The organism is Candidatus Dactylopiibacterium carminicum (assembly GCF_014736495.1).
Taxonomy (GTDB): Bacteria; Pseudomonadota; Gammaproteobacteria; order Burkholderiales; family Rhodocyclaceae; genus Uliginosibacterium; species Uliginosibacterium carminicum.
On sequence record NZ_MDUX01000078.1, the window covers coordinates 1 to 12,987 of the forward strand.

General features: G+C 62.7%; 11 protein-coding genes, 1 other RNA gene and 2 pseudogenes. 7 read left to right on the plus strand and 7 right to left on the minus strand.

Annotated features, from left to right (window positions below):
- Window positions 1-65 precede the first annotated feature (65 nt).
- Window positions 66-653, plus strand: a pseudogene (locus BGI27_RS16225) (pectinesterase family protein); the annotation flags it as partial.
- Window positions 654-719: 66 nt separating this feature from the next.
- Here the strand turns inward: BGI27_RS16225 and BGI27_RS16230 are convergent.
- The 3 genes from BGI27_RS16230 to BGI27_RS16240 are packed head-to-tail and all read right to left on the minus strand — an operon-like array spanning window position 720 to window position 3,873.
- Window positions 720-1,514: a gamma-glutamyl-gamma-aminobutyrate hydrolase family protein gene (locus BGI27_RS16230; protein ID WP_095525858.1), complete on the minus strand. Its 795-nt coding sequence runs from the start codon at window positions 1,512-1,514 to the stop codon at window positions 720-722.
- Between the two features lie 26 nt (window positions 1,515-1,540).
- Entirely contained in the window at window positions 1,541-2,671 is a 1,131-nt protein-coding gene (locus BGI27_RS16235; protein WP_223871868.1) for a YbdK family carboxylate-amine ligase, read from the minus strand.
- 2 nt (window positions 2,672-2,673) lie between these two features.
- A complete protein-coding gene (locus BGI27_RS16240; protein ID WP_095525859.1) occupies window positions 2,674-3,873 on the minus strand; it encodes a cation:proton antiporter in 1,200 nt (399 codons plus the stop codon).
- 321 nt (window positions 3,874-4,194) lie between these two features.
- On the opposite strand from BGI27_RS16240, the gene pyrC reads away from it, so the two are divergent.
- Together pyrC and BGI27_RS16250 are read left to right on the plus strand one after the other, a co-directional pair.
- Window positions 4,195-5,229: a dihydroorotase gene (gene pyrC / locus BGI27_RS16245; protein WP_095525860.1), complete on the plus strand. Its 1,035-nt coding sequence runs from the start codon at window positions 4,195-4,197 to the stop codon at window positions 5,227-5,229.
- A gap of 17 nt (window positions 5,230-5,246) precedes the next feature.
- Complete coding sequence (locus BGI27_RS16250; RefSeq protein ID WP_095525861.1) at window positions 5,247-5,666, plus strand: hypothetical protein; 420 nt, start codon at window positions 5,247-5,249, stop codon at window positions 5,664-5,666.
- Between the two features lie 38 nt (window positions 5,667-5,704).
- Here BGI27_RS16250 and BGI27_RS18730 read toward each other — a convergent pair whose 3' ends face one another.
- Both BGI27_RS18730 and BGI27_RS18735 read right to left on the minus strand, forming a co-directional pair.
- Window positions 5,705-6,382 carry an HD-GYP domain-containing protein gene (locus tag BGI27_RS18730; protein WP_338140503.1) on the minus strand — a complete coding sequence of 226 codons (678 nt, stop codon included), beginning with the start codon at window positions 6,380-6,382 and terminating at the stop codon, window positions 5,705-5,707.
- A complete protein-coding gene (locus BGI27_RS18735) occupies window positions 6,280-6,924 on the minus strand; it encodes a DUF3391 domain-containing protein (RefSeq protein WP_317984306.1) in 645 nt (214 codons plus the stop codon). The genes BGI27_RS18730 and BGI27_RS18735 overlap by 103 nt, the downstream gene beginning before the upstream one ends.
- A 136-nt stretch (window positions 6,925-7,060) precedes the next feature.
- On the opposite strand from BGI27_RS18735, the gene rnpB reads away from it, so the two are divergent.
- Window positions 7,061-7,444: RNase P RNA component class A (gene rnpB, locus BGI27_RS16260), an RNA gene on the plus strand.
- 161 nt (window positions 7,445-7,605) lie between these two features.
- On the opposite strand, the pseudogene BGI27_RS18930 reads toward rnpB, so the two are convergent.
- A pseudogene (locus tag BGI27_RS18930) lies at window positions 7,606-8,223 on the minus strand (flavodoxin domain-containing protein); the annotation flags it as partial.
- Between the two features lie 110 nt (window positions 8,224-8,333).
- Here BGI27_RS18930 and BGI27_RS16270 point away from each other — a divergent pair.
- Both BGI27_RS16270 and BGI27_RS16275 read left to right on the plus strand, forming a co-directional pair.
- On the plus strand, window positions 8,334-9,377 hold the full coding sequence (locus BGI27_RS16270) for a Gfo/Idh/MocA family protein (protein WP_095525862.1): 1,044 nt from the start codon (window positions 8,334-8,336) through the stop codon (window positions 9,375-9,377).
- A 163-nt stretch (window positions 9,378-9,540) separates the two neighbouring features.
- On the plus strand, window positions 9,541-12,501 hold the full coding sequence (locus BGI27_RS16275) for an HD domain-containing phosphohydrolase (RefSeq protein ID WP_095525863.1): 2,961 nt from the start codon (window positions 9,541-9,543) through the stop codon (window positions 12,499-12,501).
- A 197-nt stretch (window positions 12,502-12,698) separates the two neighbouring features.
- Here BGI27_RS16275 and BGI27_RS16280 read toward each other — a convergent pair whose 3' ends face one another.
- Window positions 12,699-12,836, minus strand: coding sequence for a hypothetical protein (locus BGI27_RS16280; RefSeq protein WP_170943085.1), 138 nt, complete (start codon window positions 12,834-12,836; stop codon window positions 12,699-12,701).
- Window positions 12,837-12,880: 44 nt separating this feature from the next.
- Here BGI27_RS16280 and BGI27_RS16285 point away from each other — a divergent pair.
- A partial coding sequence (locus BGI27_RS16285; RefSeq protein WP_141239830.1) for a transposase occupies window positions 12,881-12,987 on the plus strand: 107 nt, incomplete at its 3' end.

A 12,987-nucleotide genomic window follows, 5' to 3' on the forward strand; every position in this document is an offset into this window, starting at 1 on the left:
AAAAACAGTATTTCATGAAGCTCGGGGCTGTCTAGGAAACCCGGGGCGATTCAGAGTTCCATAGCGAACAGGACACCATTCTGGTGAAGGGCTACAACTGGTTCTACAACACGCTGGTGACAGGGAACGTCGACTTCATCTGGGGCTACAGCCAAGCGACTCTGTTCGAGGACAGTGAAATTCGTACCGTGGGTGACACCTACTACGGCAGCACTCCGTCTGGCGGCTACATCCTGCAGGCGCGCACTCCGTCTGGAGCCAAAGGGTTCGTCTTCCTCAACAGCACCCTGACGAATGGCACAGGGCCTGGAGGCAATACGGTGGCGACGGGCTCTGCCGCGTCGACTTACCTGGCGCGTTCCGGTGGTGACTCTACGTACCAGGACAATATCTTGTTCATCAATTGCAAGATGGGTACCCACATTGCGAGCAAGGGCTGGTATGAGTCGCCTGCACCGACCCCGAGCACGGCAACCGCGACCACTGGCTGGCGTGAATATGGCAGCACGGATCTGAGTGGCACCACCCTAGATGTTTCTGGGCGCTCTTCCTATAGCTATCAGCTGTTTGCTACCGAAGCTGCTGCTTTCGATACGCGTGCGGAGGTCTTCTCTGCTTACAACAGTGGAGCTGGTTGGACTCCGCAACCCTGAGTCTCCTCAAAAGGCCGTTCCTTGAGCAGTCTCCTGGAAGCCCGCCATCTCCGGATGGCGGGCTTTTTACTTATCGCGCTGCAGGCGGGCGCGTGCCTGGCGTAGGAATTCACGCAGCAGTGGCGTGCTGTCCAGCAGTGTGCTGGTGGTCGCGGCGTGGAATTCGGGGTGCCACTGCACGCCATAGACGAAGCTGCTACCTTCCCAACGCATCGCCTCGATGATGCCGTCTCCTGCCGAGCGGGCTTCCACGACCAGACCGTTGCCCAGGCGGTTGATGGCCTGATGGTGAATGCTGGTGACCCGGGGGGCGTCGGTGACGGGGTAGAGGCGTTCAAGCAGGGAACCCTGCGCAAACTCCAGCGCGTGCGTGTGCTGATCGTAGGCTTCGACATCCACGTGACGATGGGCTTCTGCCACCTGGGTTTCGATATCCTGGTAGAGACTGCCGGCGAAGGCTACATTGAGCAGCTGGCAGCCGCGGCAGATACCCATCACGGGTTTGCCCTGGAAGATGCACTCCCAGATCAGATCCAGTTCGTACAGATCGCGGATGCGATCTCCGCCCCATTCGGGACGCAGCGGAAACTCACCATAACTGTTGGGGCTGACATCCATGCCGCCCTGCAGGATCAGGCCGTCGATGGCACGCACGTAGTCGCTCACCGAGACTGCCGCGCGCCGTACGCTGGCGGCATCCTCCAGTGTAGGCAGCATGAAAGCGAGTGCGCCTTCGGCGAGGATCCAGTGCGCGATCGACTGTTCCAGATACTGCAGCGTCTTGTTGCGAAAACCCAGCTCGGCTGGCGGTTTGTGCATCAGTCGGGCCGACAGGCCGATGCGCAACGGATGCGCGCGCATCGGCTCTGATTGCTGCAATGGCGGTGCTAGCGGCTGTTTCGCCATAGCTGGGCCTGTTGCCATACCAGGTCACCAAAGGAGCGCTGCCGGGCGAAGGTGTCGCGCATCCAGCGTGCGTCGTTCCCCTCGCTGGCCGCTTGCTGCAAGGTCTGCAGCAAGGTGCTGGTGCCCAGTTCGGCCGCGTGGGGTGCGAGGTTTTCCAGCGTGGCATTGAAATCGTCGCGCAGACTGGTAATGGTCTTGCTGCCCGGATCGATCAGATTGCCGTCGAAGCCGAAGCGGGCGGCCTGGAATCGGTTGTAGGTATAGACGGCGTAGAGCGATTCTTCGATCAGGAAAGGGCGTTCCACCAGCAGATACCGGCACACAGTCTGCGCGTAGGCGGCCAGCGCCGTGGCGCGCTGCACGGTCAGTGGTGTATCGCAGATGCGAATCTCCACAGTGCCGAACTCCGGCTTGGGGCGGATATCCCAATAGAAGTCCTTCATGCTCTCCACCACGCCAAAGCTCTGCATGTTGTGGAAATACTCGTTGAACTCACTCCAGCGCTTCACCAGCGGGGCGCGTCCAGAGAGCGGGAAGGCCGAGATGGCATTCAGCCGCGAGGAATCGAAGGCCGTGTCCACGCCTTGGTAATAAGGCGAGGCTGCCGATAGCGCGATGAAGTGCGGAATGTAGCGGGACAGCCCGTGCAGCAGAAACATCGCTTCGTCGCCATTCGGGCAGCCGACGTGGATGTGCTGGCCGAATACCGTGAACTGTTTGGCGAGGTAGCCGTACAGGTCGTTGAGCTGATGAAAGCGCGGTTTGTCGAAGATCTTGCGTTCTGCCCAGTGCTGGAAAGGATGGGCTCCGCCCCCGCAGATCAACAGGTTAAGACGGTCAGCCTCGGCTACCAGCGTGTCACGTACCGAGAGCAGTTCGGCACCGAGTTCGTTGCTGTCGCGGTGCACGCCGGTGCTGACTTCGATCATGCTCTCCGTCATCTCCGGCTTGAAGTCTCCCCGGTGTGGCCGCCGCTCGATCAGTGCGAGCAGTTCCGTGGCACCTTGCGTCAGGTCGCCATCCAGCCGGCTGACGATTTGCAGTTCCAGCTCCACGCCCAGTGAGAGCGCCTCGGATTGCGTGAATTCGAGATCCAGATTGGATTCACTCATGATTAGTCCTCCCGGGTTTCGTCAGCGCGGCGCAGCGCGAATTGCAGTGCCGGGGGGGCCAGCATTTCCATCACGATCAATGCCGTGAGCACGATTGCGGCCAGCTGTGCCCCCATCTCGGGCCAGATGCTGGCGGTACGCTCTACCCACAGCAAGGCCGCGCCGGACATCGGCAGTAGACCAATGGAAAGCAATGAAGCCTTGCGCAACGAGATACCGCTGGGGCGGGCGAAGGCAAAGATCCCGATGCCCTTGCCCAATGCCCGTGCGGCGAGTAAGCCGATGGCCGGCAGCAGCGCGGTTGTGAAGCTCTCCGCCTGCAGCAGAGTACCGGTGGCCACGAACACGATGATCAGGGCCACGCGGCTGAGCAGGCCGAAGTCCATCGGTTGCAAGCGGCGCTCACGATCCAGGCTGCGTGACAGGATACCGGCAAATAGCAGGGCGACCACGGTGGACAGATCCAGTGCCTTGGCCAGCGCCACGGCCAGGGCAATCACGGCGATGGCGGCGAGCGTCTGGCTGCTGTTGCCCGGGCGGATGCGTGCCAGCGTGCGCAGCACCAGCAATGCAGCCGCTGCCCCCAGCACTACCGACCCTCCCACCAGATAGAGTGGATGCAGCAGGGTGATCTGCCAGGAGGCCGCATGTTCCTGGTATGCCCAGGCATAGGCCAGGCCTAGCACCACGAAGCTGTAGCAACTGCCCAGCGCGCTGAACAGCATCAGGCGGTCCGAGATCTGGCCGCGCGCGCCGCTATCCCGGGATACCCCCAGGATCACGGCCGGGCCTGTGGAGGCCGCCAGTGCGGCTACCAGCACGGTCAACAAGGGGGGTAGCTGGAACAGCAACATCAGAGCACCGACGGCCAGGAAAGCCAGCAGCCACTCTCCCAGGCTACCGGCCAGCAGCCAGGGATTGCGGCGCAGCCAGCCCAGATCAATGCGCTGCCCTAGTTCGAAAAGCAATAGCGCAAACGCCAGCTCAAAAATCAAATGGGCGCCACCACGCAACTCGCCAAGCGGGCCGGACGGCAACAGACTCAGCAGCATGCCGGTGACCACATAGCCAGTGATGCGGGGCAGACGCAGCCAGCGGGCCGCAAGCTCGCCCAGACTGACGGCGATAAACAGTGCAATACCGAAGCAGGCCAGCGGATCGAGGCTCAAAGGCCACGCAGGCAGAAAGTGCAGGGACTCCATGGGAGCTCCTTTCGAGTAGAGATTGCGGATGTGGAACAAGCCCCCACACTTGCCGCTGACGCGGCGGCGTTGCCCCCGAGGGGATGTTTTGCCTTGGATCGGTCCTGCGGCAAAAAACGGGTGATGCCAAGCTTCGCGATCAGGACTGCGGAAGGGGGCGCGGATCGTGCCACAAGTGGCCACGCGCGTCCGCCTGGAGAAGCGGAGGAAGAAATCGGGCGCCTAGTATAGCCCGGGGAGGTACCGCCTGCATGCGGACCCTGGCGGGCAGGGGAGCCGCTACACTTGCGCCTGCCGCGAATTCCGCAAGAAAGAAAAACCATGCAAACGCTCTCCCTGATTCGCCCCGATGATTGGCACCTGCACCTGCGCGATGGCGCTGCGCTGCGGATCACCGTACCGGATGCCGCCCGCCGTTTCGCCCGTGCGCTGGTGATGCCCAACCTGCGTCCGCCGGTGACTACCGTGGCCCAGGCGGCCGATTATCGCGAGCGCATCCTGAAAGACCTTCCGGAAGATCTCAAGTTCGAACCATTGATGACGTTGTACCTCACAGACAACACGGTTCCGGACGAAATCGACCGTGCTGTAGATAGCGGCTTCGTGCATGCGGTGAAACTCTACCCGGCGGGAGCGACGACCAATTCGGATGCGGGCGTCACTGCCATCGAGAAGGTCCATCCTGTGCTCGAACGGATGCAGAGGCGCGGGCTGGTCCTGTGCGTACATGGCGAGGTGACCCATGCTGACATTGACGTTTTTGATCGTGAGCGCGTGTTCATTGATCGTGTATTCGCGCCGCTCACGCAAGCCTTCCCGGATCTTCGTTCGGTCTTCGAACACATCACCACGCGTGAGGCGGCGCAGTATGTGAGTGAAGCGCCGGACAACGTGGCCGCCACCATCACCGCGCATCACCTGTTGCTGAATCGCAATGCGATGCTGGTGGGCGGGATTCGTCCGCACCACTACTGTCTGCCCGTACTCAAGCGTGAGATCCATCGTCAGGCCCTTTTGGCCGCGGCGACTTCCGGCAATCCGCGTTTCTTCCTCGGCACCGATTCCGCGCCGCATGCGAAGAGCACCAAGGAGGCTGCCTGTGGCTGTGCCGGTTGCTACACTGAGCATGCGGCCATCGAGCTGTACGCTGAAGCCTTCGAATCGGCGAATGCACTGGATAGCCTGGAATCTTTCGCCAGCTTCCATGGTGCGGATTGGTATGGCCTGCCGCGCAGTCAGGAGCGGATCACGCTGGTGAAGGAGGCCTGGACGGTTCCTGCGACGCTGGACTATCTGCCGGAAGACCCCATCGTGCCCCTGCGCGCGGGTGAGTCCATCGGCTGGCGCCTGGCCTGAGCCCGAGAGGAAACGAGATGAAGATCCGTATGCTGGTGCTGTCCGTCATGGCGCTGGTCGGTCTGAGCGCTTGCGAGAACGACGCGGCCTCCATGCTCATCGATGGCAAGGAGCATTCGATCAGCCTGATGCGGGAGCAAAGCTGGGTGTGGAGCAGCCAGGTCGAGCAGCGCTTCATTGTCTCCCGCCTGCCGGAGTGCCAGCGCCGCTATACCGTGGATCCTGGTGCGCGCACGATGGCGCCGATCGAGCTCTACGAGATCCGTGCCATGCTTTATGTGGCCAAGCAGGGCGATACCTGGTACGCCGTCGGCACGGAAGCTTGCCAGGTACAGAAGTTCCAGGAGAAACCCGAGCGTATTCCTGGCCGTCTGCTCGGCCGGTTCGAGCAGGGTGAGGCAGGTCTGGTGTTCACGCCAGAGAAGGTCGCTCCCTGAAAACCTGAGAGTCTTTCAGGGCCGGACGGCAGCGGCGATCAAGCCGCGATGAACAGGCTGGTGTCGATGCGCCATTTGATCGGGTCCTCATGGTTGAGGATCCGGTCTGCGCCGCCCGAGCCCATGGGGCGGGCGAGATCCAGATCGTAGGGCTCGACGCGTGCGTTGCTGCGTGTGCTGAAGACTACTTTAAGACGCGGCTGAAGCAGGCTGCTGTCGTTTTGCTCCATTACCACGGCCAGCCGGCCGGACTCCAGGCGCACCAGCGTACCCACCGGGTAGATACCTACGCAACGTGTGAAAGCCTGTACCAGCTTCGGATCGAAGTGGAATGCACTCCATTCATGCAGCTTGCGCAGCGCATCGGTGGCCGGCATGCCGATGTGGTAGCAGCGATTGGCGGTGATCGCGTCATACACATCGACGACTGACGACATGCGCACCAGTTGCGTGATCTGGTCTTCCGCCAGTTTGTCCGGATAACCGCTGCCGTCGATGCGCTCATGATGGTGCAGCGTGATGTCCAGCGGGATGGCCCCCACCTCCGGCGTTTTACGCAGCACCTCATGGCCATCGCTGGGGTGGCGTTTCATGATCTCGAATTCCGCCGCCGTCAGTTTGCCTGGCTTGTTGAGGATCGCATCCGGCACGAAGGCCTTGCCGGTGTCGTGCAGCAGGCCGCCCAGGCCTGCCTGGCGGGTGGTCTCGGCGTCCAGGTCGAGTGTTCGGCAGAAGCAACCATCAGTGCACAGACGCTCACGCTGTGCAGGAAGGTGTAGTCATCCTTGTTCTTGATCGTCAGCAGGCCAACGATGGCGCCGTTGTTACGCAGGATGGATTCGGTGATGCTTTCCACCACATGATCTACACGCTCCATCTCGACGGCGCGGCCCAGGCGGGCATCCGCCATCACATTGCGCACCAGCGCCTGCGCCTGCCCCTTGATGGAATGCGCCCGCTGGATCTCTTCCTGACGCGAAACACGCGTACTTGCAGGATGTTCGGCGGTCGCCAGCTGGATCATCTCGTGCTGCAGTGCATCGCGGACTTCTTCTTCCGTGGGCGCATCGGGCACGTCCAAACCACGGTCGGTATCGATATAGACGAAGTGCGCGCCGCTCTCGATCACCTTGGCGATCTGATTCTCCGAACTGATTGCGAAACGGCTCTTGAAGAACGGGTGCGCCAGCCAGTCACAGTCCAGCTCGTGGACGTACATGCCGACGCGCAGGTCGGTGCTGGGAATCTTCTTGATCATGGGATTTCGTGGATCGATACGGACTCGTTTCGCGTCATCTTGCACTTAACGGCAGGGGAATGCTGAAAACATAGGTGGCACGCGCTCAGGAAAACCCTATGGCCACAATAGCCGACCCCCGTATAATCCGCGCCGGGAAGTTCGCCAGGCAGTCGCTGTGCGCGCTTGCGTGCATGGAGGAAAGTCCGGGCTCCGCAGGGCAGGATGCCGGCTAACGGCCGGGCGCTATAAGTCGAAAGACCCAAGGCGACGGAAAGTGCAACAGAGAGCAGACCGCCGATGGCCCGCAAGGGATCAGGTAAGGGTGAAACGGTGGGGTAAGAGCCCACCGCAGGACTGGTAACAGGACTGGCACGGCAAACCCCATCCGGGGCAAGGCCAAATAGGGGGGCGTCGATGTGGCCCGCAGAGCCCCCGGGTAGGCTGCTAGAGCGTCACGGTAACGTGCCGCCCAGAGGAATGACTGCCCCGCCGGCGTGAGCCGGCGCGACAGAACCCGGCTTATCGGCGGGCTTCCCACTCCGCTTCGCCGGGGATCATCAGGGCATGATCTCCACGTACTCGTGTGGTTTCGTTGTCTCCTTCGCATCCGTCAGTGCCCGTTGCCGGGAGGATGGGGGAATGGGCCCATTCCAGGCCGAAACGCCTTACGGTCCGCCAATCGGTGTATTCGGTATCGGTGCGGCGGTTCGTGGGGCCACCACTTACCAGCATCACCAGCTGCATCAGCCGTTGCTCCCACCAGCGGTAGCGCGGATAGCGCAATGCACCGGCGAACATCGCCAGCCGTCCTGGCTGCCAGACCAGACGCCGCAGCAGGCGCTGCAGATAGGCGCTGCGTTGTGGGTCGGCGTAGCGAGGCTTGCGTGCGGACAGGCAGACACCGATCAGTGCGACATCGGGGTGGGTGCGCAGCTCGTTGATCCGGACACGCAGCCGGGCAACCGCCTGGGGCGGGAAGTGGCCGTAGCGTATCCCTAGCGCCACCAGCACGCGGTCATGGGCCTGTAGCGCGGGCAGCGGCTCGCGGCGCAGATCGCAATACGTCACCTGCCAGGTCTCGAAACCGGCGGCGATGGCTTCGGCAATGCGCCGGGTCTGGCCGTCGTGCGAGGCATAGGCCACCAGCAGGCGCGGCGTGCTCATGGCTGGCACCTGTGCGTGGCGATCGTCCAGGTCTGTAGCAGACTCCATGCTGCATTGCTGTTTGTCGCCTGTTTCAGTTCGGCAGGCACGGGCAGATAATCCCCGGATCGGCATCCAGGCCACAGGACCATGTCGCTGCCATGGCACCCCCATGACATTCCGAATAGGCACCGTGGCACCGCTTCCCCCAGAAATCGCTTCATGCGTCAGGCTCCCGGCATCGTCGATGCCGGCGACCTTAACCCCTGAACCGGAGATTCAACATGACATCAGACAAGCAGGTGATCCGCGTCGGCATCATCGGTGCGGGGGCCAATACCCGCGCCATGCACATCCCGGGTTTGCGCGCCCAGCCCGGAGTGGAAATCGTCAGCGTGGCGAACCGGTCGCCCGAATCGGGTACGCGCGCGGCAGCCGAACTCGGCATCCCACGTGTGGCGTCGCACTGGCGTGCGGTGATCGACGACCCCGGCATCGATGCGGTGATGATCGGTACCTGGCCCTATCTGCATTGTCCGGTCACACTGGCGGCGTTGGCGGCTGGCAAGCATGTACTGTGCGAAGCACGCATGGCCATGGATGCCGACGAAGCACGGAGAATGCTGATTGCATCACGTGCCCGCCCTGATCTGGTGGCACAACTGGTGCCCGCGCCGTTTACGCTGGGCGTGGACCGCACGGTACAGCGTCTGCTGCGCGAAGGCGTGCTGGGGCAGTTGCTGAGTGTCGAGGTTCGGGCTTTCGACGGGCGCTTCCTCGACCCTGCGGCACCGCTTTCCTGGCGCCAGGATGCGGAGCTTTCCGGGCTGAACGTGATGAGCCTGGGCATCTGGTACGAAACGCTGATGCGCTGGGTGGGCGAAGCGCGCAGCGTGTCGGCGCGCGGGCGCACCTTCGTCACGCAGCGTCAGGATGGCGACGGCCGGCTGCGCAGCGTGCGCATACCCGAGCATGTGGTGGTGCTGGCCGACCTGGCCTGTGGCGCACAGGCCACGATCACCGTCTCCAGCATCTGCGGGGCAGTCAAGGAGAGCAGTATCCTGCTGTGCGGCAGCGAGGCCAGTCTGCGCTTCGCAGATGGCGGGCTGAGCCTCGCACGCAAGGGCGAGACGGTGTTCAGCCCGGTGGATGCCTTGCCTGGAGAAGCTGGCGGCTGGCGTGTGGAAGAAGAATTCATCCGCGCCATTCGAGGGCTTGAAAACGTGAGCCATACGCGTTTCGTGGATGGCTTGCGCTATATGTTGTTTACCGAGGCCGTGGCGCGCAGTATCGCCGAGGAGCGAACCTTGCCCATCTTGCCAGCCTAGCGGGTGCGGCTGCACAGCCGATAGCATGGTGATGGGGCGGACGCGCCGCCTTTCCTTGCCTTCGAGCGCATGAAGCGTCGGGCCGCCTTGCCGCTCTACAGCACTACCTGCAGCTCCTCGCCTTGTTCTACGCTTGAAGCCAAGCCGTCTGAAGGAGTCCGTGATGCCGCTCACCGCGCAGGAATTCCGTCCCCGATGGCGTGTGCCGCTGCACATCGTGGCAGCCACCGCCAGCACCTTCCTGCTGCTGCTGGTGGCTGGCAGCCTGGTCTGGAACACTTACCAGGGCACGCGCGAGGTGATCTCCTCGGCCACGGATGAGTCCGTGCGGCTGGCCGCCCGTGCCCTGCAGGACAAGATTCACGGCATCCTGCGTCCGGCCGAGAACCAGCTCGCCCTGCTTGCCTTCCACGGTATCGCACGTGCCGGGACGACACAGGAGCGTCTTTCCGCCGTGCCCATGGCTGCCACGGTGCTGGCCACCAATCCGATCATGGACGCCTGGTATGTCGGCTACCCGAATGGCGATTTCATCCTGTTCCGCAGCGTGCGTACGCCCAAGCTGAAGCAGATCTATCGTCTGCCCGAAGGCACGAACATGATGGTGCAGATGCTTACGCATCGGCCGGATGGCAGCCAGTTGGGCGAGTTCCTGTTCTATGACGCGGCCCATCGCCTGATTTCCCGGCAGGCACGGCCGACCTACAGCTTTGATCCCCGCAATCGCCCCTGGTATCAGCAGGCATTGCAGAGCAAGGACTCGGTGATCACCGAGCCCTATTTCTTCTACACCACGCGGGAAGTCGGCACCACCTTGGCCCGGAGTACCGATGCAGGCAGCGTGGTGGGCGCGGACGCAACGCTGCGCGAATTGGGCGAGGAGATCGCTGACCTGAAACTGACCGCGGGATCCCAGGTGGCCGTGGTGTCTTCGCGAGGTACGGTGGTAGCGCTGGAGGATGCCAGCCGTGTGGTGCACCAGACCGAAAGCGGTGAAATGGCGTTGGCCGGCATCGACAGCCTGACGGACATGCCCGCCCTGATCGCCGCCAATGTATTGCCGGACGAGCTGGGGGCGCGCAAGCAGGAGCTAGTAGGATTCCGCGAATGGGAGCTGATTTCCCTGCCCCTGCTGGAGCAAAGTCGGACGACAAAGGAGGGCATCCGGGTGTTGATGGCGGTGCCTCATGACGAACTGTTCGCCGATGCCCGTCAGGTGCTCAAGCAGCAATTGCTGATCTCGCTCGGCATGGTGCTGTTGTCGGTGCCGCTGGGCTATCTGCTGATCCAGCGTATCGTCCAACCGTTGCGTCTGCTGGTGGCCGAGGCACGTGCACTGGCGAGCTTCGATTTCCGTCAGCGCAGGCTGAGCGCTTCGCGCATCACCGAAATGGATCTGCTCACGCAGGCCATCCTGCATATGCGCTCGACCATCGCGCGCTTCCTCGACGTGAGCCGTGCGCTGAATTCAGAGACCAGCGTGGAACGCCTGCTGGCTTCCGTGCTGGAAGATGTCGCGTTGGCGGCGCGTGCGCGCTCCGGCGCGCTCTATCTGTACGATGCCGAAGCACTCCAGTTGCGCCGCTCGCAACACCGCCGTGGTCTCGAAGCCGGTGCTGAATATGCAGAAAGCCTGCAATGCGGCGTGGATGCTGCGCACCCTGTGGTCCAGGCGGCCTTGTCTTCCAGCAGCGTCGTTGGCCGAATCACGGCGGATGGCCCCGAACTTCTCGCCGTGGCGCTGGCCACGCTGGACAAGGAAGTGGTGGGCGTGCTGGTGCTTGAGCTGGCAGCGCCGCTGCCCGCCGGCGAGCGGTTCCGGCGCGATCCGCTGGTGGCCTTTGTCGAGGCACTTTCATCCACGGCGGCCGTGGCCATCGAGACGCGGCGCCTGATCGAGGCGCAGAAAGCCTTGCTGGAGAGTTTCATCCAGTTGCTCGCGGGCGCCATCGACGCCAAGAGCCCCTACACCGGCGGTCATTGCCAGCGCGTACCGGTACTCACGCGCATGCTGGCCGAGGCTGCCGATGCTCAGACCGAGGGGCCGCTGCGCGACTTCTTCCTCAAACCGGCAGACTGGGAAGCCGTGCATATCGGGGCCTGGCTGCACGACTGCGGCAAGATCACCACCCCCGAATATGTGGTCGACAAGACCACCAAGCTTGAAACCCTCTACAACCGCATCCACGAGATCCGCATGCGTTTCGAGGTACTCAAACGTGATGCGGAGATCACCTGGCTGAGCGAGCGTTTGCCGGAGGCTGCACGTGTGCAGGCACGCGAGGCCCTGGCCGACACCTGGCGGACACTGGATGAAGAATTTGCCTTTGTCGCCCGCTGCAATGTTGGCGGAGAGTTCCTGGCAGCCGAGGATGTCGAACGTCTGCACGTCATCGCACAGCGCACCTGGCAACGTACGCTGGATGACCGCCTGGGTCTGTCTCTGGAAGAAAGCCGCCAGCGCGAAGGGCTGCCGGTGGTTTCGTTGCCGGCGACCGAACGCCTGTTGGCCGATCGGCCCGAGCATGTGACCGAGCGCCCGGACCAGGAGCGTTTCACTGCGGACAATCCCTGGGGCTTCAAGCTGGAAGTGCCGCGCCACAAGTTAAATCGTGGCGAACTGCACAACCTGCGTGTGGCGCGCGGCACGCTCACCGAGGAAGAGCGTTATCTCATCAACGAGCACATCGTGCAGACCATCATGATGCTCAGCCGCCTGCCTTTCCCGCGCCATCTGCGTGCGGTGCCGGAGATCGCTGGCGGCCATCACGAGCGCATGGATGGCAAGGGTTACCCGCGCCGGCTGGAGGGCGGGCAGATGAGCGTGCCAGCGCGCATCATGGCGATTGCCGACGTGTTCGAGGCGCTGACCGCCGCAGACCGACCCTACAAGCCTGCCAAACTATCCGAGGCCTTGGGCATCATGGGCAATATGGCGGGTGGCGGCCATCTGGATGCCGAGCTTTTCCGTCTCTTCCTGCGCTCTGGCGTGTATCGGGATTATGCCGACCGATTCCTGGATCCTGCGCAGTGCGACGAGGTGGATATCGAAGCCTTGCTGGCCAGGCTGCCGGTGCAGGCCTGGGTTCCGCCGCCGTTCAACGCGACAGGGCAGGTGTTCTGAGGCTGCGCGTCGCCACGCAAATGGTTCCCGCAGGGGCTTTTGCCTTGGGGCTGCCCGGCGGTAAAAGAAGGCCCCCACGTTCTCCCGCTACGCGGGTTCACTGCCCCCCGAGGGGGCTTTTTGCTTTGGGGCGGCCCGGCGGCAAAAAAACCGGCTCCCTTTGGGGAGCCGGTAATCCGCTTGCGCGGTCCTTGCGTTCAGAACGGTGCGTCGATATCAACGATGTCGATCAGCTTGTGATTGACGAACTCCTTGATGCCAAGGCCAATCAGTTCGCGGCCATAGCCGGAACGGCGGATGCCGCCAAAAGGCAGATTGAATCGCCCCCGGTTCACTAGACACTTCGAAGCCTTAAGCTGGCAACCAAGTGGAGGTGTCTATGAGTAGCAAGCGATACACGGAAGAGTTCAAGATTGAAGCGGTCAAGCAAGTGACCGATCGCGGACATAGCGTTGCGGACGTTGCCGGGCGACTGGATGTGAGCAT